General features: G+C 64.7%; 19 protein-coding genes. 9 read left to right on the top strand and 10 right to left on the bottom strand.

What is annotated here, in order from left to right:
* Positions 1–155: 155 nt before the first annotated feature.
* Entirely contained in the window at positions 156–2,780 is a 2,625-nt protein-coding gene (locus EN850_RS23275) for a UvrD-helicase domain-containing protein (protein ID WP_136092345.1), read from the top strand.
* Between the two features lie 38 nt (positions 2,781–2,818).
* On the opposite strand, the gene EN850_RS23270 is transcribed toward EN850_RS23275, so the two are convergent.
* The 4 genes from EN850_RS23270 to EN850_RS23255 form a co-directional block, all read right to left on the bottom strand.
* The gene (locus EN850_RS23270; RefSeq protein WP_136092344.1) at positions 2,819–3,133 is read right to left on the bottom strand and encodes a hypothetical protein; all 315 of its coding nucleotides are present in this window, start codon (positions 3,131–3,133) and stop codon (positions 2,819–2,821) included.
* Positions 3,134–3,188: 55 nt separating this feature from the next.
* Entirely contained in the window at positions 3,189–3,944 is a 756-nt protein-coding gene (locus EN850_RS23265; protein WP_136092343.1) for a DUF4239 domain-containing protein, read from the bottom strand.
* Between the two features lie 89 nt (positions 3,945–4,033).
* Positions 4,034–5,587: a trimethylamine methyltransferase family protein gene (locus EN850_RS23260; RefSeq protein ID WP_136092342.1), complete on the bottom strand. Its 1,554-nt coding sequence runs from the start codon at positions 5,585–5,587 to the stop codon at positions 4,034–4,036.
* 13 nt (positions 5,588–5,600) lie between these two features.
* A complete protein-coding gene (locus EN850_RS23255; RefSeq protein ID WP_136092341.1) occupies positions 5,601–8,012 on the bottom strand; it encodes an FAD-dependent oxidoreductase in 2,412 nt (803 codons plus the stop codon).
* A gap of 281 nt (positions 8,013–8,293) precedes the next feature.
* Between EN850_RS23255 and EN850_RS23250 the strand changes: the two genes are divergently transcribed.
* The 3 genes from EN850_RS23250 to EN850_RS23240 are packed head-to-tail and all read left to right on the top strand — an operon-like array spanning position 8,294 to position 11,470.
* The gene (locus tag EN850_RS23250) at positions 8,294–9,760 is read left to right on the top strand and encodes an esterase-like activity of phytase family protein (RefSeq protein ID WP_136092340.1); all 1,467 of its coding nucleotides are present in this window, start codon (positions 8,294–8,296) and stop codon (positions 9,758–9,760) included.
* 39 nt (positions 9,761–9,799) lie between these two features.
* Positions 9,800–10,024, top strand: a complete 225-nt coding sequence (locus EN850_RS36445) for a hypothetical protein (RefSeq protein WP_189591215.1) — start codon at positions 9,800–9,802, stop codon at positions 10,022–10,024.
* Positions 10,025–10,078: 54 nt separating this feature from the next.
* A complete protein-coding gene (locus EN850_RS23240) occupies positions 10,079–11,470 on the top strand; it encodes an MATE family efflux transporter (protein ID WP_246689265.1) in 1,392 nt (463 codons plus the stop codon).
* Between the two features lie 99 nt (positions 11,471–11,569).
* Here EN850_RS23240 and EN850_RS23235 read toward each other — a convergent pair whose 3' ends face one another.
* On the bottom strand, positions 11,570–12,778 hold the full coding sequence (locus tag EN850_RS23235) for an MFS transporter (RefSeq protein WP_136092339.1): 1,209 nt from the start codon (positions 12,776–12,778) through the stop codon (positions 11,570–11,572).
* A 211-nt stretch (positions 12,779–12,989) separates the two neighbouring features.
* Positions 12,990–13,397, bottom strand: coding sequence for an SH3 domain-containing protein (locus EN850_RS23230; RefSeq protein ID WP_127871674.1), 408 nt, complete (start codon positions 13,395–13,397; stop codon positions 12,990–12,992).
* 240 nt (positions 13,398–13,637) lie between these two features.
* Between EN850_RS23230 and EN850_RS23225 the strand changes: the two genes are divergently transcribed.
* Positions 13,638–14,213: a TMEM175 family protein gene (locus EN850_RS23225; RefSeq protein ID WP_127280053.1), complete on the top strand. Its 576-nt coding sequence runs from the start codon at positions 13,638–13,640 to the stop codon at positions 14,211–14,213.
* Between the two features lie 57 nt (positions 14,214–14,270).
* Here the strand turns inward: EN850_RS23225 and EN850_RS23220 are convergent, their stop codons facing one another.
* The gene (locus EN850_RS23220) at positions 14,271–14,552 is read right to left on the bottom strand and encodes a hypothetical protein (protein ID WP_023792142.1); all 282 of its coding nucleotides are present in this window, start codon (positions 14,550–14,552) and stop codon (positions 14,271–14,273) included.
* A gap of 137 nt (positions 14,553–14,689) precedes the next feature.
* Between EN850_RS23220 and EN850_RS23215 the strand changes: the two genes are divergently transcribed.
* Entirely contained in the window at positions 14,690–15,556 is an 867-nt protein-coding gene (locus EN850_RS23215; protein ID WP_127871677.1) for an SDR family NAD(P)-dependent oxidoreductase, read from the top strand.
* A gap of 3 nt (positions 15,557–15,559) precedes the next feature.
* On the opposite strand, the gene EN850_RS23210 is transcribed toward EN850_RS23215, so the two are convergent.
* From EN850_RS23210 to EN850_RS23200, 3 genes are all read right to left on the bottom strand, one after another.
* Entirely contained in the window at positions 15,560–15,985 is a 426-nt protein-coding gene (locus tag EN850_RS23210; protein ID WP_127871678.1) for a low affinity iron permease family protein, read from the bottom strand.
* A gap of 382 nt (positions 15,986–16,367) precedes the next feature.
* Positions 16,368–17,009: a DapH/DapD/GlmU-related protein gene (locus EN850_RS23205; RefSeq protein WP_127871679.1), complete on the bottom strand. Its 642-nt coding sequence runs from the start codon at positions 17,007–17,009 to the stop codon at positions 16,368–16,370.
* Between the two features lie 85 nt (positions 17,010–17,094).
* Entirely contained in the window at positions 17,095–17,613 is a 519-nt protein-coding gene (locus EN850_RS23200) for a CreA family protein (RefSeq protein ID WP_136092338.1), read from the bottom strand.
* Positions 17,614–17,807: 194 nt separating this feature from the next.
* Here EN850_RS23200 and EN850_RS23195 point away from each other — a divergent pair, with 194 nt between their 5' ends.
* The 3 genes from EN850_RS23195 to EN850_RS23185 all read left to right on the top strand — a co-directional run bounded on the left by EN850_RS23195 (position 17,808) and on the right by EN850_RS23185 (position 21,400).
* Entirely contained in the window at positions 17,808–18,386 is a 579-nt protein-coding gene (locus EN850_RS23195) for an SCO family protein (RefSeq protein ID WP_136092337.1), read from the top strand.
* Between the two features lie 65 nt (positions 18,387–18,451).
* Positions 18,452–19,324: a 50S ribosomal protein L11 methyltransferase gene (locus EN850_RS23190; RefSeq protein WP_136092336.1), complete on the top strand. Its 873-nt coding sequence runs from the start codon at positions 18,452–18,454 to the stop codon at positions 19,322–19,324.
* Positions 19,325–19,555: 231 nt separating this feature from the next.
* Complete coding sequence (locus EN850_RS23185) at positions 19,556–21,400, top strand: aminopeptidase P family protein (RefSeq protein ID WP_136092335.1); 1,845 nt, start codon at positions 19,556–19,558, stop codon at positions 21,398–21,400.
* Positions 21,401–21,403: the final 3 nt, after the last annotated feature.

Here is a 21,403-nt window from a genome sequence, read left to right as displayed (position 1 = left end):
AGCGTAGGTCATGGGTCCGCGGCGGCAACCTTGTCCCCCTGCGGTTGTTCACAACGCGGCCGCCATATCGCTCGAGTGGCCTTATCAGGCACTTTAGCGGAACAAAACGTAGACAGTTCTGGTCTTTCCCTCCCGAATCACTACATTCGGGGGAGATGTCCGGCTTTTCCGAAGACATGCCCTTTTTCGACGAACCCAATGCGCGGCCCACGGCCCCGTCGGGCATTGCCGCGCGCGCCATGGCCGCCCGCGGCGGCCAGAACAATGCGCCGGACTATCTCAGGGGGCTGAACCCCGAGCAGCGGCTGGCGGTGGAGACCACCGAAGGCCCGGTTCTGGTGCTGGCCGGCGCCGGCACCGGCAAAACTCGCGTGCTCACCACCCGCATCGCCCACATCCTCGCCACCGGCAGGGCCTTCCCCTCGCAGATCCTGGCAGTGACCTTCACCAACAAGGCCGCGCGCGAGATGAAGCAGCGCATCGGCATCCTGATCGGCGAAGGCAATGTCGAGGGCATGCCATGGCTCGGCACCTTCCACTCGATCGGCGTGAAGCTGCTGCGCCGCCATGCCGAGCTTGCCGGCCTGAGATCCGACTTCACCATCCTCGACACCGACGACGTCGTGCGCTTGATCAAGCAGTTGATCCAGGCCGAGGGCCTGGACGACAAGCGCTGGCCCGCAAAACAGTTCGCCCAGATGATCGACGGCTGGAAGAACAAGGGCCAGGGTCCGGCCGACATCGCCGAGGGCGATGCGCGCAGCTTCGCCAACGGCAAGGGCCGCGAGCTTTACAAGGCCTATCAGGAGCGTCTGCAGACGCTCAACGCCTGCGATTTCGGCGACCTGCTCTGCCATCCGATCCGCATCTTCCGCGCCAATCCCGATGTGCTGAAGGACTATCACCGGCGCTTCAAATACATCCTCGTCGACGAGTACCAGGACACCAACACCGCCCAGTACATGTGGCTGCGGCTGCTCGCGCAGCGGCCGGAAGGCAAGCCGATCTCCCCCCTTGAGGGGGAGATGTCCGGCAGGACAGAGGGGGGCGCCTCGCGCGACAGGGCCACCGTTAACATCTGCTGCGTCGGCGACGACGACCAGTCGATCTATGGCTGGCGCGGCGCGGAGGTCGACAACATCCTGCGTTTCGACAAGGATTTTCCCGGCGCCACCATCATCCGGCTGGAACGCAACTACCGCTCGACCGCACACATATTGGGCGCCGCTTCCCATCTCATCGCTTACAATGAGGGCCGTTTCGGCAAGACGCTGTTCACCGACCGCAACGATCCCGAGGATGGCAAGGTCAACGTCCACGCCGCCTGGGATTCGGAGGAGGAAGCCCGCGCCATCGGCGAGACCATCGAGGCCTACCAGCGCCAGAAGCACAATTTGAACGACATGGCGATCCTCGTCCGCGCGTCCTTCCAGATGCGCGCCTTCGAGGACCGCTTCATCACGCTCGGCCTGAACTATCGCGTCATCGGCGGCCCGCGTTTTTACGAGCGCATGGAAATCCGCGACGCACTGGCCTTCTTCCGCGTCGTCGCCAACGGCACCGACGACCTCGCCTTCGAGCGCATCGTCAATGTGCCCAAGCGCGGCCTGGGCGAAGCGACCATCCGGCAGATCCACGACACGGCGCGCGGCATGCGCATCCCGATGCTGGAGGCGGCGGGCACGCTCGCCGAAAGCGACGAGCTGAAGCCGAAACCGCGCGCCGCGCTGCGCGAGGTCGCGGCCAATTTCGAACGCTGGCAGAAGGCGCTGGAAACCACGCCGCACACCGAGCTCGCCGAGACCATTCTCGAAGAGAGCGGCTACACCGACATGTGGAAGAACGACCGTTCGGCGGAAGCCCCCGGCCGGCTGGAGAACCTGAAGGAACTGCTCCGCTCGATGGAGGAGTACGAGTCGCTGCGCTCCTTCCTCGAACATGTCGCGCTGGTCATGGATGCCGAGCAGAATGCCGGGCTCGATGCCGTTTCCATCATGACGCTGCACTCGGCCAAGGGCCTCGAATTCGAGACCGTCTTCCTGCCCGGCTGGGAGGAAGGCCTGTTTCCCCATCAGCGCGCGCTGGACGAAGGCGGCCGTTCGGGGCTCGAGGAAGAGCGCCGCCTCGCCTATGTCGGCCTGACGCGGGCCAAGAAGAACCTGCATATCTGGTTCGTCTCCAACCGCCTCATCCACGGCCTCTGGCAATCGACCATTCCGTCGCGCTTCCTCGAGGAACTGCCGGAAGCCCATGTCGAGGTCGCCGAAGCCGGCAATTCCTACGGCGGCTACGGCAATCCCTATGGCGGCGGCTCGTTCGCGTCCGGCCGTGGCGGCAGCCAAGGGGCAGGAAGACAGAACCCGTATGGCGCCTCGCGCTTCGACAATATCGGCGGCAATTCGGGCGGCACGGAAAAATCCGGCGCCTTCTCCAACACCTATTCGACACCGGGCTGGCAGCGCGCGCAGGCCAACCGCACCGAGGCGACCGACCGCAACTGGGGCACGCGCTCGGGCCATCAGATCGAACGCATCGGCTATGGCGAGACAGACTCCGGCTACGGCGCCGGCCGCACCAGCGTAAAGGGCCGCACCATCGACGGCGAACTGGTCGCAAAATCCGTGGCCGACAAGCCCTCCCCCTTCAACGTCGGCGACCGCGTCTTCCACCAGAAATTCGGCAACGGCAACATCGCGGCCATCGAAGGCAACAAGCTGACCATCGACTTCGACAAGGCCGGCCAGAAACGCGTGCTGGATGGGTTTGTAGCGGCTGTGTGAGTTGAGGCGTGGCTTTGACAAGAAGCCGGCGACGTCGCTCAATCCAGCTTCTTCTCGCCCCGCTCACCGGCCTTCACGATATCCCCTGTCGTAAACAGGATTTCCTTCAGTTCCGCGCGCCAGTCCGTCTTCTGGCGCAGCAGGAATTCGAGGTCCATGCCGAAATGCTTGAACTCCTCGCTCTGCGCGTTCTTCATGATCGCCTTGGCTTGCGGGTCCTTCTCCACCGACATGCGCTGTTCGTACCAGCCGATCGCTTCCGCCTCCTCGATCAGCGAGGCGATCATGCGGGCGAAGGTGCGCACTTGCTGCGACAGTTCTTCCGGCGGTTCGTGATACTGGTCGAAACCCATGTCGTCCTCCATTGGCCATCCCGATGGATGTCTGGGGAATGCCGCCGGTTCCGCATCATCGCTGCAATTCCGCCAAGGCCCGCTCCAGCGGCGCCGACGAAATCTGGATCGGGCCGGAGAACGCCACATCCATGTCCAGGATCAGGTAGATCGCCCCGGCAATCAGCGCGGCCGAGACCATGAAGGTCGCGGCAGTGATCGCATTCCTCGGCGCCCTGAACCCGAAACTGGCGAAGATCAGCGCCAGCCACGTAACCAGCATGACGATCAGCGGCCAGGGGATCGTGCCCTCCGACTGCTCGATCAGCACCCAGCGCAATTCCAGCACTTTCTGCAGGCGCTGACGGGCGTCCTGCAAGACGGAGGCGCGCGCCGCGTCGGCCGGCGGCAGCGCGCTCAGCCGCGTGCCGATCTCCGTCAACAGATGTTCGGACAGCTCGTTGCCGGCGGCAGGCGTCTCGTCGCCCTGCATGGCATCGGCCACCACCCCCTGCACATAGGCAACCAGCGGCTGGCGCACCGTGTCGGTTTGCGGTCCGTATTGGCGCAAGGTCCTGTCGAGCAGGATCAGCTCCGTCGCATAGGCATGCACATTGTGATCGATCGATTCGAAGGTGTTCTTGGCCGAGTTGATCATCAGCCCAAGCATCAGCGAGGTCATCACTCCGAACAGATTGGCGGCGAGCCGGACCACGGCATTCGTATCGTCGTCGCGATGCCTGACCGGCATCCTGGGCCAGACCGCCATGGCGGCGAAAGCTGCCCCCGCCAGGCACAGGAAGATCACCATTGCGATCGACGCTTCGCGCATGCCGCTCATTTCTGCACGAGACGCACGAATTGCCAATGGCTGCTGGAATTGAGCCAGCTTCAGACCTCTTGGTGCGCGTTTGCCGGCCTTCAGGAAACCGGTGCCGCTCCACCTTCTTCGGTGCGCCGGGCGATGAACGCGTCGAGCACGCCTGACGTGGCGGCGGCCGAAGCGGGCGGCTCGAAATCGGCAAGGATGCGTTTCCAGACGCCGGTGGCGCGTTCGGTGGCGTTCTTCGAACCGCTTTGCGTCCAGTTGCCGAAATTCGACCAGTCGGCCACCAGCGGCTCGTAGAAGGCGGTGCGGTAGCGCGCCATCGTATGGCCAGCCGAGAAAAAGTGGCCGCCCGGCTGCACTTCGGCGATCGCCTCGAAGCCAATTGCGTCGTCGTCGCCGGGCGTCGCGGCGCAGAGTTCGGCGACCGTCTGCAGCGCCTCGATATCGGTCACCAGCTTTTCCAGGGAAACACTCAAGCCGCCTTCCAGCCAGCCGGCCGCATGGATGCAGACGGTGGCGCCCGACAGCACCGAGCCCCACAGCGCGAACTGCGTCTCGTGCGCGGCTTGCGCGTCCGAAATGTTGGCCGCGCTGCCGCCGCCCGAGCGCCATGGCAGACCGGTGAAGCGCGCCAGCTGGCCCGCGCCCAGTGTGGCTTTGACGTGCTCCGGCGTGCCGAAGGCCGGTGCGCCCGATTTCATGTCGACATTGGAGGAGAAGGAGCCGTAGACCACCGGCGCGCCCGGCCGCACGATCTGCGCCAGCGTCAGCCCGGCCAGCGCTTCGGCATGCTGCAGCGTCAAAGCGCCGGCCACCGTGATCGGCGCCATCGCCCCGGCAAGGCAGAACGGCGTGATGATCAGCACCTGCCCCGCCTTGGCGAAGTCGATGATGCCTTGCGCCATCGGGATATCGAGCTGGCGCGGCGAATTGGTGTTGATGACGGTGTAGCAATGCGCGCCCGAGCGGAACTCGTCTTCGGACAGCCCGCGGGCCAGCCTGATCATCTCGAAACTGTCATCGACCTGCGGCGTGCCGCGTGCGAACACGAACGGGAATTTGTCCGACAGGGTCAGCTGCGCCCGATTGACGGCATAGTGGCGAAAACGATTGTCGATGTCCTGCGGCTCGATGCACGGCCCCAGCATGTGCAAGACATCGAAATGCTGCACCAGCTTGATGAGTTCCTCGAAGGCGACCAGCGTTCCGGGCCGCCGGCCGCGGTCGAGATCGGTGACGTTGGGCGCGCCGGAGCCCGCCAGGAATGTCATCGAACCCAGTTCGAGCGACAGATCGCGAGCGCGCACGCCCGCATTGGCATGGATCGATCGCGGTGCCGAGGCCAAGGCTGCCACCACCATGTCGCGGCCGATGCGCACCATGTCGGTCTCGGGATCGACCCGCGCGCCGGCGCGAGTGAGCACTTCGCGCGCCTGCGGCAGCAGCACCTTGATGCCGAGCTCTTCCAGCACGCGCAGCGCCGTGTCGTGGATCGACGCCACCTGGTCGTCGGAAAAGATCGGCTGCGGCAGGAACGGGTTCTTCAGCGACCGGTAATTGGGCTTGCGGCTGGATTCGCTGCCCGCTTCGCCGGTGCGTCCGCGCCGGCGTTCGCGCCTGCTGTCTCGTGCCGCGTCATCGATCATCGGAAGTTCCTCCTCATTGCCGCATCGCCTTGCCCTGGGGATCATAGGGCGAGGCAGAGATGACCCGCGCCGGCCGCTCGACGCCGACAATGTGTACCGAAAGCGCCGTCCCCTCCCCGGCGAAATCGTCGTCCACCAACGCCAGCGCGACGCTCTTGCCGATCGTGTAGCCAAATCCGCCGGAGGTGACGAAGCCGACGCGCCGGCCGCCATGCCAGACCGGCTCGAAGCCGCTGGCATCGGCATCGACGGCGTCGATCTCCAGCGTCACGATCCGCTGCGCGGCGCCGGCGTCTCGTTCCTTCAGCGCCGCCTCGCGGCCGACGAAATCGCCCTTGTCGAAGGCGATGAAGCGATCGAGCCCGGTCTGGCCGGGCGTGTAGCCCTGCGTGAATTCGCGCGACCAGATGCCGAAGCTTTTCTCCAGCCGCAGCGCATTGAGCGCGTAGTAGCCGATCTCGGCCAGACCGAGGTCCTTGCCGGCGGCAAGCAGCGTCTCGCGCAATGTGGCGTGCATGGTCACGGGGCAGCTGATCTCGAAGCCGAGCTCGCCGGCGATGGAGAGGCGGGCAACCCGCGCATGCACCATGCCGATATCGAACGCGCCGCAGGCCATGAACGGCAGCGCCTTGCCGGACACATCCTGATGCGTCGTGCGCTCCAGGATCTTGCGCGCATTTGGTCCGGTCAGCAGGAATCCGCTCATCACATCCGAAATGTCGGTGACCGTGACGCCCTCTCGCGCCTGTCTCTCGAACCAGCGCAGGTGGAACTCCCGGAGATAATAGGAGCCCATCAGCCAATAGTCGCCGCCGCCCCAGTTGATGACGGTGAGATCGCCCTTCAACCGCCCGTCCGGCCCGAGCATGGGCGCCAGCCGCGCCTGGCCGGCTTTCGGCAGCCTGCAGGCGAGCAGCCGGTCGAGCCACGCTGCGGCGCCCGGCCCTGAAATCGCGTAGCGCGAATAGGCCGAGATATCGACGAGGCCGGCGGCGCGGCGCACCTGCAGCGCTTCGTCGCCGACGATGTCGAAAGCGTTGGAGCGCTTGAGCGTCGTGTTCTCGCGAAAGCCCATCGGCGCGAAATAGGCCGGGATTTCCAGCCCCCACGAGGCCGTCCATTCGCAGCCGGCAGCAGCCATACCGTCATAGGCGCCGGGGCGTTTCAAAGGCCGGCCCGCTGGCAATCGCTCATTGGGAAAGGTCATGACGAAGCGCCGCGAATAGAACTGGCGTGTCGTCTGCCTGAGATATTCGCGGTTGGCGGCGAAGGCGCCGTAGCGGGCGATGTCCATGCCGAAGATGTCGGCCCGCGGCTCGCCGTAAATCATCCATTCGGCCAGCGACTTGCCGACGCCGCCGCCCTGGCTGAAGCCGGCCATGACGCCGCAGGCGACCCAGTAGTTTTTCAAGCCGCGCACCGGCCCGACGATCGGGTTGCCGTCGGGGGTGAAGGTGAAGGCGCCGTTGACCCATTTGCGGATGCCGGCCGTCGCCAGGCAGGGAAAGCGCTCATGCGCCTTGGCGAGTTCCGGGCTGATCCGGTCGATGTCTTCCGGAATCAGCTCGATACCATAGTCCCATGGCGCGCCGTCCATGTTCCAGTGCTTCGGGTTCTGCTCGTAAACGCCGAGCAGCACGCCCTTGCGCTCCTGGCGCAGGTAGGAGAAGCCGTCGAGATCGACGGCGATGCCGATCTCCCGGTCGAGCGCCGCGATCTCGGGAATGTCCTCGGTGACGAAATAGTGATGCGCCATCGGCGTCACCGGCAGGTCTACGCCGGCCATGCGGCCGACCTGCTTGGCCCACAACCCGCCGGCGTTGACGACATGCTCGGCAACGATGGTGCCCTGCTCGGTGACGACATCCCACTGGCCGTCGGCGCGCGCCTTCAGCTCGACCACGCGGTTGCGCAGGATGACATCGGCGCCACGCTTCTTGGCGGCGCCGGCATAGGCGTGCGTCGTGCCGTATGGATCGAGATGGCCCTCGTTGGAGTCATGAAGGCCGCCGAGCACGCCGGTGACGTCGACGATCGGGCAGATCGCCTTGATCTCGTCGGGCGTAACCAGCCGGGCCGTCTCGATGCCGACCGACTGGAACACCGCCCAGGCCGATTTCAGCCACTCCCAGCGCGCCGGATCACTGGCGATGTTGACGCCGCCGGTCATGTGCAGCCCGATATCCCAGCCGGATTCGGCCTCGATCTCGCGGTAGAGGTTGATGGTGTAGTCCTGCAGCGCAGCGACATTGGGATCGGCGTTGAGCGCATGGAAACCGGCCGCCGCGTGCCAGGTCGAGCCGGCGGTCAGTTCGGCGCGCTCGATCAGCGCCACATCGCTCCAGCCGAACCGCGTCAGGTGGTAGAGCACCGAGGCGCCCACCACGCCACCCCCAATGACAACTGCGCGGTAGTGCGACTTCAAGGCTTCCCTCCCGGTCTGTCAGTGGCGGCACCATATACGCACTGTACATAAGTGTCTAGTGCACGGAATGCTGCGGATGGGCGGTCAACAATCTCATGCCGTCCAGCGTTTTCATCGGCACTTGGAGATCGCCGCTGGTCGGCGTCGCGCACTGTCACGCAAGCATCATGTTGACGCCTTAGATCGCTTTCGGGGAGGCATGCACGGCATCATCGATGCGGCACCTCTTTCCGTTTGTCCTTCGGCCGCTCCGGCATGCTTCGTCACAAAGAGGATTGTCCATGAAACACCTGCACCGAACCGCCTCGCTCGGCGTCGCGCTGGCCTTGTTCACCGCTCTCACCCCGGCGCTTGCCGACGGCGTGGCCTACGTCAACAAGGGCCTGGTCGGCGTCGGCCGCATCCCGGCCGACCAGCGCGACAAGTTCGGCGAGACCTTCGGCTCGGGCTCCGGCATGGCGATCGACACATCCGGCTGGACGCATGATGCGGGCACCTACAAGGGATCGCTCTGGCTCCTGCCCGACCGTGGCTACAATGTCGCCGGCACCACCGACTACCGGCCGCGTCTCAACACCATCGGCATCGAGTTCACGCCTGTCGCGCCGGGCGCTGCTCCCGCCGCCGGCCAGGAGCAGAAGGGCGTCAAGGCGACGCTTGCCGACACCATGCTTCTTACTGACGACAAGGGCGCCGATGCCACCGGGCTCGATCCGCTGTCGGATGTGCGCCCGGCCGCCGGCGACATGCCGATGCTGCCCGTCGCCACCAACGGCAAGCTCGCCCTCGACAATGAGGCTATCGTGCGGCTGCCCGACGGTTCGATGTTCATCTCCGACGAGTACGGCCCCAACATCTACAGGTTTTCCGCGCAAGGCCGCCTGATGTCGGCGACCCAGCCGCCTGCGGCCCTCGTGCCGATGCGCAAGGGCGCGCCGAACTTCTCCTCCGACAGTCCCGGCCCGGGCGCCGCCGACCCCGATCCGAAGGATCCCGAAACCGGACGCCAGAACAACCAGGGCCTCGAGGGCATGGCGATGACGCCGGACGGCAAGTTCCTGATCGCCGTGCTGCAGTCGGCTCCGAGGCAGGATGGCGGCGATTCACCCTCGACACGGCAGAATACCCGGGCGCTGGTCTATGATGCCTCCGACTTCGCCCATCTGAAGCTCGCGCATGAATATGTCGTGCCGCTGCCGGTGTTCAAGGATGCCAAGGGCAAGACCAAGGTCGCCGCGCAAAGCGAGATCGTGGCGCTTTCGGACACCTTCCTGATGCTGGCGCGCGACAGCGGCAACGGCCAGGGCCTGAAGAAGGGTGACGCGTCACTCTACCGCCAGATCAACATCGTCGACCTGTCCGGCGCGACCGACATCGCCGGCGGGCCTTTCGACGCCGCCGACAAGCCGGTCGCGCCCAAGGGCGTGCTTGATCCGTCGGTGACCCCGGCCAAGCTGACGCCGTTCATCGACATCAACGACGCCGGCGAACTCAGCCGCTTCGGCCTGCACAATGGCGGGGCGAAGGACCACAATGAGCTCTCGGAAAAGTGGGAAGCGATGTCGGTCGCCAGCGTCCTCGATCCGAAGCTGCCCGACGATTATTTCCTGTTCGTCGGCAACGACAACGACTTCCTCGCCCAGGACGGATTCCAGGTCGGCGCCCCCTACAAGGCCGATGACGGCGCCGATGTCGACACCATGTTCCTGGTCTATCAAGTGACGCTGCCGGGTCTCGGCAAGAAGTAACGATCACCGCACAAGCGGGCGCGCCTGGCGCGACCGCCTGTGCAGGTCGCGAAGGCTTACTTCAAGAACTCGGCGTCCTTCGGCACGCCCGCATCGATCGGCTTGGCCGTCCTGCTCGACACGGCCATGATCTTGCCGGCGGCCGACAGGTTGGGCCGCACGAAGACCTGGGCGGGCTCCGTTGACGCGGCTGTCGAGGTCGATGATGTCCCATCATGGCGCGAACGCCTTGGACCGTCCGCCTACATCGACCTGTCAGGTTGAATCTGCGATCATCGCGCACCGGACTCGAGATAGGCCTTAGCCATGGACGAAAAAATGCCCGCGCGTCGGCGCACCGGCGACCTGACCAGCGGCCCGATCCCGCGCACGCTGCTGCTGTTCGCCCTGCCGGTGCTCGGCTCCAATGTGCTGCAATCGCTGAACGGCTCGGTCAATGCCGTCTGGGTGGGCCGATTCCTCGGCGAATCGGCGCTGACCGCGACCTCCAACGCCAACCTCGTTCTGTTCCTGATCCTCGGCACGGTGTTCGGCATCGGCATGGCGGCCACCATCCTGGTGGCGCAGTCGGTCGGCGCCCGCGACCTGCCCGAGGCGCGCCGCATCGTCGGCACCAGCGCCACTTTCTTTTTCCTCGTTTCGGTGGTCTTCGCGGTCTGCGGCTGGATCTGGGTCGACGCCATCCTGGGCGCGCTTGGCACGCCGGCCGACGCCTTGCCGCTGGCGCGCTCCTACCTGCGCATCATCTTCGTCGCCGTGCCGATGATGAACCTTCTGTCGTTCGTCATGACCGTACTGCGCGGTGCCGGAGATTCCCGCACGCCCTTCATCTTCATGGCGCTGGCGGTCGTGCTCGACATTGTGCTCAATCCCCTGCTCATCCGCGGCATTGGCCCGTTTCCCGAACTCGGCATCGCCGGTTCCGCCACCTCGACGCTGATCGGCCAGACCGTGAGCGTCATCGCCATCCTCGTCGTGCTCTACGCGCGCAAGCATCCGTTGCGGCTGGCCGGCGCCAATCTCGCTCTGCTGCGCCCCGATCCGGCGCTGCTGCGCATCGTCGTCTTCAAGGGCGTGCCGATGGGCCTGCAGATGATCGTCATCTCGGCGGCGGCGCTGACGGTGATGGGCATCGTCAACTCCTATGGTTCGCAGGTTGCCGCCGCCTACGGCATCGCCGCGCAGCTCTGGACCTACATCCAGATGCCGGCACTCGCCATCGGCGCCGCGGTCTCTTCGATGGCGGCGCAGAATGTCGGCGCAGGCCGCTGGGACCGGATCGGCCGCGTTGCCGCCTCCGGCGTCGGCTTCAATCTCGTCCTGACCGGCGCCCTTGTCGCGCTGCTATGGGTCTTCGACCGCTCGATCCTGGGCCTGTTCCTGAGCAGTGACAGCGCCGCCATCGATATCGCCGCCCACATCAACACCGTCGCATCCTGGTCGTTCGTCCTGTTCGGCATCACCATCGTCCTGTTCGCCACGGTGCGCGCCACGGGGGCCGTGATGCCGCCGCTGATCATCCTGGTGATTTCGGTGCTCATCGTGCGCACCGGCTTCGCCTATTACATGCGCGGCGTGATCGGCGAGGAAGCACTGTGGTGGAGTTTCCCGGCCGGTTCGATCGCCTCGCTGGTCCTGGCCGCGGCCTACTACCGCTTCGGCGGCTGGCGCAGCTTGCACATGATCGAGAACAGGCCGGCTGCCGGCTAACCGCCCGACACCGGCCTTGGCATGCCGCGCCAGCGCGCGAACATGACGCCTGAAACGCCGCACGGGTGAAGCACGGCTGCCGGCCAGTTGACGCCTGTCTCAGCGTTTTTGTCTGAGCCCGAAGGCAAGCGCCACCAGCGCGAAGACGATGATCATGACCGCGAAGGCCAGGCTCGCCGCGACAGGGCTGGCATAGGTCGACACGACGCCGATGCCGATGAAAGGCAGGGCGTTGCCGACAAAGCAGCAGACGAAGAAGCTGGACACCACTTCGGCACGGCGATCCTGCGGCGCGATCTCGTTCACCACCTGCAGGCCGCCTCGGTAGCCAAGTGCGGCCACGACACCGCAGCAGGCCGTCGCCACGATCATCAATGCCATCGAGGCCAGCATCTGCGCCGCCACCACCAGCAGCACGCTTGGGATCATCGAGGCCAGGGCGGCCAGCATGGCCTTGCTGCTCTGCACACGCATCAGCGCCACGATGCTGGCCGCCGCGACGATCGCCAGTTCAAAGAACAGAGCGCCGGCAACGGCATGGTTTGCCTCGTGCAGCTGCTGCGCCAGGATGCTCGGCGCCAACGCGGCATAGAAGCCGACCAACGCCATCGCGCCGAAACCGGTCACCGCCGGCGCGACGAAGCGCGTGCGTATCTTCTCAGGCACGGAGAGGTGCGGCCGCATCGAAATCCGCCCAAGGCCACCCGGTTTCGCCACGGTTTCACGGGTGCGCCAGACCAGGACCGCCACCACCGCGAGCGCCATGAGATAGACGATGAAGACCAGGCGCAGCGGCCAGGGCTCGTATTGAGCCAACAGTCCCGATATCAGCGACCCGAAACCGAGACCGAGGAAGTTGGTGCTGGTGGTGATGACGCTGGCACGTGATTTGTCGGCGGCCGGCAGAAGCTCGGCAATCCAGGCGGTCCCGGTCCCCGCGCCGATGCCGATACCAAGCCCGCTCAGGATGCGTGCCACGTCGAGCGACACGACATTTCCGGCGAACAGGAAGATAAGCGCGCTGACAATGGCCACGATCATCGCCGCCAGCGCTGCTGGCCGCCGTCCGACCACGTCCGACACGCCACCGAACACCAGCAAGGCGCCGAGATTGCCGACGACATAGACCGCGTAGATCAGCGTCAGAGTGATCTGCGAAAAGCCGAATTGCAGCTTGTAGATGATATAGAGAGGCGTCAGCACCGTGCTGCCGGCAAACAGCACTGCGATCATCGCCGCGACAGCCGGGATCGCGAGGACGTCGCCGCTGGCCTCGTTCTGGGTCTGCGCCAAATCGCGAAAGGCCATGGCCAACCACGTCACCAGTTTCAGGGATCGCGACGTTAACGCGCCCTTACGACAGGCGTTCCGGTGAACGGCCACGCTCCTGACACCACGGTGGGCCTTGCCCCACCAGGCCCATTGCCAAAAACGCTGATCGGGGCCAGCGGCCCCGATCGGTCACGGCATCCCTTCGTGCCGTATTGGATGCAAGCGGTCTATTTGCAGGAGACCGGGCCTACTTGCAGGGAAAGCCGGGCGCGATCTTGCATTTGCCGGGACGCGGCTTGTGTGGCGGGCGGTGGTGCGGAGGACGGTGATGAGGCCGATGGTGCCAGTGCGGCGGCCGATGCGGCGGGCGCACGATGATGACCGGCGGATGCACGACATGGGTCCGCGAGAGATAGCCGGAACTGGCCCAGCCGCTGACACCGCCGCCATGGATCCTGCACCAGCCAGGCTGGCAGCCGGTCACGTCGACCCTGAAGCCGGCCGGCAGCGTCCCGACCTTGGCGTATCCCGCGCCAGGCCCGGTGCGCACGTTGAGGCTGGTCGTGGTATGGGCGCCGTAGGCGAAGGCGGCGGCGGACGTCCCCAAGACGGCGGCCAGAATGGTCGCTATCGCAAGCAGAAATCGAAGTTTCATCAGTCCCTCCATTCGGTCGCCGGCCGTTCGACTGCTTCGGCCGGGACTGCATCGCAAGGGGAGAGGCAGCGCCAAGAAAAGTCAACAAGTGGCCAACGCCAACCACCACGATCACCGGTCCGGGCGTATGGTTTCCCCTGATATAGTTGAGGATTTTTTCGTGCGCCGTTTATCGGCGCGCCAACATCCGCTAACGATTTACTATCTTTCGGCAATTCGTCGCGGACCGAGGCAGTGATCATGGGCAAAGGCAGGGTCGAGGCATTCACCGACGGTGTGGTGGCGATCATCATCACCATCATGGTGCTGGACCTGAAGGTACCGGAGGGCGAGGATTTTTCGGCCCTGCTGCCGCAGTGGCCGATCTTCCTGTGCTACGTGCTCTCCTTCATCAATGTCGGCATCTACTGGAACAATCTGCACAACATGTTCCACACCGTGCAGCGTGTCGACGGCCACGTGCTGTGGGCGAACCTGCATCTGCTGTTCTGGTTATCCCTAATGCCGGTGACGACCGCCTTCATGGGCGAGAACCATTTCGCCACGGTGCCGGTCGCGGTCTACGGTTTCGACCTTGTAATGTGTGCGACCGCCTACAGCATGCTGGTGATTGCACTGCATCGGCTGCATGGGCCGGATACCGGATTCGCCAAGGCCATCGGTCGCGACCGCAAGGGAAGGATTTCGCTTGCCGTCTACGTAGCGGCCGTTGGGCTGACCTTCCTCGACCGGTGGATCGGCGTGGCGCTCTATGTTGCCGTCGCCCTGGTTTGGCTGGTGCCGGACACCCGCTTTGCACGGGTATTGGAAAAATAGCTTCTTTGTCCGGCGCAATTCCTGAGGGAAAACCACCTCATACGTTCCTGGACTTGCTTAACCGCGCATCGCTTTCAGCTTCTCCGCCACGGAAGCGGCAAGGTCGGCGTAGCGCTCTTCCAGCCGCTCCGCCGCCTTGATGATCGAGAAATCATGGCCGAACTTCTCCAGCGCCATGCGCAGTTTCTCGACGAACTCCGCTTGCTTTTCCAGTGCGGAGAACAAGGTTTTCACCTGAGCTTCGCTGATATCCGGGTTGGCCAGCATCTGTGGCACCTCGCGTCCCATCTGGTCGCCGGTGGCGGTCTGCTCCTTCAGAATTGCAACCCAATCCGTCAATCGGAAATCTCCCTTTTGGCGTCGCAGCATGCGCAGCCACGAGCGGACTGGTCAACCCGACGAGCCCCGACAAAGGCTTGCACAAGCCTGTTCCGGCGCTAAGTTCGGCGCCATTCGAAAAAAGGAAACCACCGCCGATGATCCCCGACGCCGAGATCCAGACAGCCCTGCCAGCGCTTGGCCGAGGCAATACCGCCGTCATCACCGGCGCCGCCAGCGGCATTGGCCTCGCGGCGGCCAAACGGCTGGCGTTGATGGGCATGAAGATCGTGCTCGCCGACATCGCTGGTCCGCGCCTCGACGATGCCTCGCGGGCCGTTGCCGCCATCGCCGGCGACGACGCCGTGCTTGCGGTTGCATCGGACGTTTCGAAGGCCGATGAGGTCGATCGCCTCGCCGACCGGGCATTCGGCGCCTTTGGCGAGGTCTCGCTGCTGATGAACAATGCCGGCGTCGGCGACAATCCTGGAAAGCCCTGGGAAAACCGCGATGGCTGGAAGCGGCTGCTCGACATCAATTTCTGGGGCGTCGTGCATGGCGTCGAAGCCTTCGCGCCGCGCATGCTGGCGGCGGCCAAGCCGGGCCTGATCGTCAACACCGGCTCCAAGCAAGGCATCACCACGCCGCCCGGCAACCTCGCCTACAATGTTTCCAAGGCTGGCGTGAAGACCTTTACCGAAGGCCTGGCGCACGCGCTAAGGAACGAGCCCGGCGGCCGCCTGTCGGCGCATCTGCTCATCCCCGGCTTCACCTATACCGGCCTCACCGAAGGCGCGACGGAAAAGCCCGCTGGCGCCTGGACGGGTGAACAGGTCGTCGATTTCATGCTGGAATCGCTGGTCAGGCGCGACTTCTACATCCTGTGCCCGGACAATGAGGCGGCGCGGCCGCTGGACGAAAAGCGCATGGCCTGGGCAATCGGCGACATTATCGAAAACCGTCCTGCCCTGTCGCGCTGGCATCCCGACCACAAGGACGCATTCGCGGCGTTCATGAAAGGCTGAGCTTTAAGCCGCGCTCTTTTTCGCGCCTCGCTTCTGGGCAACCGCCTTCTTTGCCGCCGTGGTTGCGATCTTCTCGTCGTGCCGCTTAGCGGCTCGCTCGCATTTGGCGCGGATCTCCTCGACCTCGGATTCGGTCAGGTGTTCGATGCCGATAAAGTTGTTGTGGCCCTCGCTGACCCGGATCAATTCGTCGAGCTTGGCCTGGATCGCCGCGCCGTCACGGTTCTGGGTGTTCTGGATGAGGAACACCATCAGGAATGTAATGATGGTCGTGCCGGTGTTGATCACCAGTTGCCAGGTGTCCGAGAAACCAAAGACCGGCCCGCTAACCGCCCAGACGATGACGACCAGGCAGCAGCCGGCAAAGGTCAGCGGCAGGCCGGTTATATGGGCGACCCAGTTGGCGGCCTTGGTGAAAAGCTTTTCCATGTATCGAGCGCCCTCAATGTTTGCGGCATTGAGAAACAAGCGGCGGACCTTTGGGTTCCCATCGAGAACCGAATGTAACCGGCGCAATTGAATGCACGCTCAGCGCGCATTCGGCGCAAAACACACCTTATCGGTTCAATGTCATGGTAACCCTGCAGGCAAAGAGCCTGTTCCTCCGCTTCACAGCGGTTTACCTCCAGCCCCTTCCGCCGCGCCACCCCCGCATGGCGGAAGGGGCTTCATTCCGGAAAGCGCGAAGAATAGTTCCCCGAAGAGCCAACTCGCGCCCAGACAGCCGGCCGCTTCACTTACCCGCAGGGCATTGGCCTGTTGATACTCTGCACGGTCGCGACGGCCAGGCCCTGCCGTTCTCTGCCGGAACTCAAACGGCGTCGTTTTCCCAGCGGTCGAGGAAGGCCTCGATCGGCATCGCCTGCATGTCGGGAACCGCCCTGGCGAGTTTTTCCACCGGCCAGTCCCACCAGGCGAGAGCCTCGATGCGCGCCGCTATTTCAGGGACAAAACGCGGCCTGATCGGCTTCGCCGGCACGCCTGCGACGATCGTGTAGGACGGCACGTCCCGCGTCACCACCGCATTGGCGCCGATGACCGCGCCATTGCCGATGGCGATGCCAGGCAAGATGACCGCGCCGTGGCCGATCCAGACATCATGGCCGATGGTCACGGCCTTCGACCGCCGCCGCTCGCGGAACGCGGCATCGACGCCCAGCCAGCGAAAATATTCGTTCGGCCGATAGCTGACCTTGTGCTGGGTCAACCGCTCGATCGGATGTTCCAGCGCATTAATGCGGCTGTTGGCGGCGATCGAGCAGAATTTGCCGATCGTCGTATAGATCGCCTCGGCATGGCGTTCGAAATAGGAGAAGTCGCCGACGATGACCTCGCGCAGCACGACGCGTTCGCCGATCGCGGCGTAGCGGCCGAGCTTGCAGCCCTTCATCTCCGCGGTCGGATGGATGCGCGGCTCGGGGTCTTTCGCGACGAGATCTTCGGAACGGTCCATGCCGGCGGCTTTACGCCGTGATGATTGGTCCCGCAAGCCGGGGCCGATCATCGGTCAGAACAGGACCAGGAAGACGTTCGCCCGCCTATTTCGGTTTGCCCTTGCTCCACACCACGTTCTGGCCGTAGAGCGGCACGGTCGTGACCGACATTTTGGCCGAGCCGTTCTGCACCTGGCGTGAATGCGACAGATAGATCAGCGTTTCGTTGGCCTTGTCGTAGATGCGGTTTACCACCTGCTTCTTCCAGATCAGGCTGATACCTTGCTTGAACACCTCCTCGCCGCCTTCGCTCGTATCGATATCCCCGATGGAGATCGGACCTGTCTGACGGCATGAGATCGAGGAATCGCTGGGATCCTCGAACCAGTTGCCCTTGTGCAGGCGGTCGATGACGCTGCGATCGAAATAGGAAACGTGGCAGGTGACACCCTCCACTTTCGGATCCTTGATCGCCTCGACGATGATGTCGTTGCCGATCCAGTCGACGCCGACCTTGCCGACTTCCTCGGCGACGGCGCTGCCGGCGCCAAGCACGACGCATGCGGCCAAGGCGCGGCCGATCAGTTTTCGCCCGGCCAGTTCGAGCCCAATCAGTTCGAGCAAAGAAGCCTCCTCGGTTCGAGTTGCCGGTCTCAGGTGGTGCAGACTGTGCGGCTTTGCAAGCAGATGGGTCAACACCACAACGGTTGCGGCAACGCGGCACTTTGCCTGCGCGGGGCCGAACCGCTAAGACTGTGGCCGAACAACGCGCGCATGGTTTGGCCGGCGCCCCATGACGTTACAGACGGACATTTCTGATGATGCGTTCTATCCTGGTCGGCATTCTCGTTCTGATGGCCGCCGGCATCGGCTGGCTGACCTTCGACTGGTATCGCGGCCACTATGGCGGCGAACCGTTCGGCGCGCCCTTCACCCTTGTCGACCAGAAAGGCGCCCCGATCACCGAGGCCGCCTTCCGCGGACAGCCCAGCGTCGTCTTCTTCGGCTTCACCCATTGCCCCGAAGTCTGCCCGACCACGCTGTTCGAACTCTCCGGCTGGCTGAAGACGCTCGGCGACGACGGCAAGAGCCTGCACGCCTATTTCGTCTCGGTCGACCCGGAGCGCGACACGCCGCAGGTGATGAACGCCTATGTCAGCAATTTCTCCGACCGCATCACCGGCATCACCGGCGACCCGGACAAGGTCCACGCCATGGCCAAGTCGTTCGGCATCTACTGGAAAAAGGTCGACACCGGCGATGGCGACTACACGATGGACCACACCGCCTCTGTGCTGCTGCTCAACGCCAAGGGCGACTTCGCCGGCACGATCGCCTATGGCGAGAACGCCAGCACCGCCGTGGAGAAGCTGAAGCGCCTCGCCGCGAAGGGTTAGAGTTTGATCCCGGAAAGTGGAACCGGTTTTCGGACAAGATCAAGCCTGGAGGAACATAAATTCACATGACCCAGACGCGGCTCCACTTCACCACCGGAAAGATCGAGGCTGGTCGCATCTTCGCGGCGCTCGAAACGGCTTTCGAGGATGAAGGCTTGCCGATCGCCGTGCTGGAGGTCGACGAAGACGCCGACATCCACGAGGTCTCGCTCTACGCCGATGGCGACATCGACGCGGTCGAGGCGCGGCTGAAGGACATTCTCGCCGGCCTCGCTTTGTCGAGACCTGTCGAGCGCGAGGCGCTGCCCGACATCGACTGGGTGGCACGGTCGCTGGAAGGCCTGAAGCCGGTGCGCGCCGGCCGTTTCTTCGTCCACGGCGCGCATGACAAAAGGAAGCGCCACAGTGGCGAACTCGCCATCGAGATCGAGGCGGGCCTTGCCTTCGGCACCGGCCATCACGGCACCACCGCCGGATGCCTCGAAATGCTGGAGAAGGTCGTGCGGCGCGAGCACCCGCGCAACGCGCTCGACCTTGGCACCGGCAGCGCGGTGCTGGCGATCGCCGTCGCCAAGCTGGCGCATATTCCGGTGCTGGCCACCGACATCGATCCGGTGGCGGTCAGGGTCGCCGCCGCCAATGCGCGGCTGAACCACGTCAAGGGCCTGATCGAGACGGTGACCGCGCCGGGCTTTCACCACCCGATCTTTGCCAGGCGAGCGCCCTTCGACCTCATCGTCGCCAACATATTGGCGCGGCCGCTTATGCGGCTGGCGCCGCAAATGGCCGGTCATATCGCGCTTGGCGGCTCGATCGTGCTGTCGGGCATCCTCGACCGTCAGCGTGACGCGGTGATCTCGGCCTATGTCGGCCAGAACTTTCGCCATATCAGTACCTTGCACCGCGAGGGCTGGGTGACGATCCACCTCAAGCATTGAGGCCGGCAAGCCGGTTGCCGATCCTCGTAGGTTAATTCCTAGAACTTGATGCGTGTTGGCAAGGCGGCATCACCGAGAGAATGCCGGCGCCGTCCCCTTTCACGCCATGGCTGGACCAGTCTCATTTGGTTGTCACCCGGCAGTCGCTGTAGCAGTTTGCGCCAGCTGGAAATCGATTCCGCTTTTCCAGGCCCATAGGTTACGGTCGCGCGGATACCAAGGAGGCCCACCATGTTCCAGACCTTCGATTCCGCGGGCGACCCGGCGGTCGGCAAGCCGCGCGTGGCGCTGCTGCGCCAATGGCTCAGCGACAATGGCCTCGATGGCTTCATCGTTCCGCGCGCCGACGAGCACCAGGGCGAATACGTGGCCGATCGATCTGCACGGCTGAAATGGCTGACCGGCTTCAGCGGCTCGGCCGGTGTCGCCATCGTGCTGCGCGACCGTGCCTTTGTCTTTGTCGACGGGCGCTACACGCTGCAGGTGCGGGGCGAAGTCGACCTCGGCATCTTCTCGATCGAAAGCCTCGTCGACAACCCGCCTGCCGTCTGGCTCAGGGATCACCTGGGCAAAGGGGCGCGGCTGGGCTTCGATCCCTGGCTGCACACGATCGGCGAGGTCAAGGCGCTGCAGGCCTCCGCCGACAAGATCGGCGCGGTGCTCGTGCCGCTCGACAGGAACCCGATCGACATCATCTGGAAGGATCAGCCCGGCGCACCCGTGACCCCGGTCGAGCTGCACCCGATCGGCTTTGCCGGCGAGCTCGCCAAGGACAAGCTGGCGCGGCTGGCGACGGCGATCGGCAAGGAAGGCGCTACCCATGCGGTGCTGACCGACCCCTCCTCCATCGCCTGGGCCTTCAACATCCGTGGCGGCGACGTGCCGCACACGCCGCTGGCGCTCGGCTTCGCCATCCTCGCCGCCGACGGGGCGCACCAGCTGTTCATGGACAGCCGCAAGTTCTCGCGCCAGGTCGCCGCCTACCTCACCCAGCTTGCCGATCCGCATGAGCCCGGCGAATTCGAAGCCGCGATCGCAGCACTTGCCAAAAGCGGCGCGAAAATCGCGCTCGATCCGGTGCTGGCGGCCGACCGGCTGCGCATGCTGGTCGAGGACAATGGCGGCACGGTGATTGCCGCGCCCGACCCTGCCCGCATCCCACGCGCCACCAAAAACCAGGCCGAGATCAACGGCTCGCGCGCCGCGCATCGCCGCGACGGCGCGGCGGTGGCCAAGCTTTTGTGCTGGCTCGACCGGCAGAAGCCCGGCTCGCTCGATGAGATAGCGGTCGTCACCAGGCTCGAAGAAACACGCCGGCAAACCGGCGAGGAAACTCAGATGCCGCTGCGCGATGTCTCCTTCGACACCATTTCCGGCGCCGGCCCGAACGGCGCCATCATGCATTACCGCGTCTCGCGCGCCACCAGCCGCAAGCTTGAGGCCGGAGAGCTGTTTCTGCTCGATTCCGGCGCGCAATACCAGGACGGCACCACCGACATCACCCGCACCGTGCCGATCGGTGAGCCGACGCAAGAGATGCGCGAGCGCTTCACGCTGGTGCTGAAAGGCATGATCGGCATTTCCACGCTGCGCTTCCCCGCCGGCACGCGCGGCTCCGAGATCGACGCCGTCGCCCGCATGGCGCTGTGGAAGCATGGCTGCGACTTCGCCCATGGCACCGGCCATGGCGTCGGCTCCTATCTTGCCGTGCATGAGGGTCCGCAGCGCATCGCCCGCACCGGCACCGAAAAGCTGCTCGAAGGCATGATGCTGTCCAACGAGCCCGGCTATTACAAGGAAGGCGCCTACGGCATCCGCATCGAGAACCTCATCCTGGTGACGCCGGCCGAACAGATCGAGGGCGGCGACATCGCCATGCACGCTTTCGAGACGCTGACGCTGGCGCCGATCGACGTCAGGCTGGTGCGATCGGACTTGCTGACCCGTGACGAACTGCACTGGCTCGACGCCTACCACGCCCGCGTCGTGGCCGAGATCGGGCCGATGCTCGACGGCGAAACACTGGCCTGGCTGGAAAAGGCGACGGCACCACTGCCGCACGACGCGAAGATTTGAGTC

The sequence above is a fragment of the Mesorhizobium sp. M8A.F.Ca.ET.207.01.1.1 genome (assembly GCF_004794715.1).
Taxonomy (GTDB): Bacteria; Pseudomonadota; Alphaproteobacteria; order Rhizobiales; family Rhizobiaceae; genus Mesorhizobium.
The sequence above is the reverse complement of the archived record's forward strand: the minus strand, read 5'-3'. Positions and strand labels throughout refer to the sequence as shown.

What these genes read in the sequence shown, in the direction of transcription:
- EN850_RS23275 (WP_136092345.1), top strand. Translation starts at nt 156, where the DNA reads ATGTCCGGCTTTTCCGAAGACATGCCCTTTTTCGACGAACCCAATGCG.
- EN850_RS23270 (WP_136092344.1), bottom strand. Translation starts at nt 3,133, where the DNA reads ATGGGTTTCGACCAGTATCACGAACCGCCGGAAGAACTGTCGCAGCAA.
- EN850_RS23265 (WP_136092343.1), bottom strand. Translation starts at nt 3,944, where the DNA reads ATGCGCGAAGCGTCGATCGCAATGGTGATCTTCCTGTGCCTGGCGGGG.
- EN850_RS23260 (WP_136092342.1), bottom strand. Translation starts at nt 5,587, where the DNA reads ATGATCGATGACGCGGCACGAGACAGCAGGCGCGAACGCCGGCGCGGA.
- EN850_RS23250 (WP_136092340.1), top strand. Translation starts at nt 8,294, where the DNA reads ATGAAACACCTGCACCGAACCGCCTCGCTCGGCGTCGCGCTGGCCTTG.
- EN850_RS23240 (WP_246689265.1), top strand. Translation starts at nt 10,079, where the DNA reads ATGCCCGCGCGTCGGCGCACCGGCGACCTGACCAGCGGCCCGATCCCG.
- EN850_RS23235 (WP_136092339.1), bottom strand. Translation starts at nt 12,778, where the DNA reads ATGGCCTTTCGCGATTTGGCGCAGACCCAGAACGAGGCCAGCGGCGAC.
- EN850_RS23230 (WP_127871674.1), bottom strand. Translation starts at nt 13,397, where the DNA reads ATGAAACTTCGATTTCTGCTTGCGATAGCGACCATTCTGGCCGCCGTC.
- EN850_RS23225 (WP_127280053.1), top strand. Translation starts at nt 13,638, where the DNA reads ATGGGCAAAGGCAGGGTCGAGGCATTCACCGACGGTGTGGTGGCGATC.
- EN850_RS23215 (WP_127871677.1), top strand. Translation starts at nt 14,690, where the DNA reads ATGATCCCCGACGCCGAGATCCAGACAGCCCTGCCAGCGCTTGGCCGA.
- EN850_RS23210 (WP_127871678.1), bottom strand. Translation starts at nt 15,985, where the DNA reads ATGGAAAAGCTTTTCACCAAGGCCGCCAACTGGGTCGCCCATATAACC.
- EN850_RS23205 (WP_127871679.1), bottom strand. Translation starts at nt 17,009, where the DNA reads ATGGACCGTTCCGAAGATCTCGTCGCGAAAGACCCCGAGCCGCGCATC.
- EN850_RS23195 (WP_136092337.1), top strand. Translation starts at nt 17,808, where the DNA reads ATGATGCGTTCTATCCTGGTCGGCATTCTCGTTCTGATGGCCGCCGGC.
- EN850_RS23190 (WP_136092336.1), top strand. Translation starts at nt 18,452, where the DNA reads ATGACCCAGACGCGGCTCCACTTCACCACCGGAAAGATCGAGGCTGGT.
- EN850_RS23185 (WP_136092335.1), top strand. Translation starts at nt 19,556, where the DNA reads ATGTTCCAGACCTTCGATTCCGCGGGCGACCCGGCGGTCGGCAAGCCG.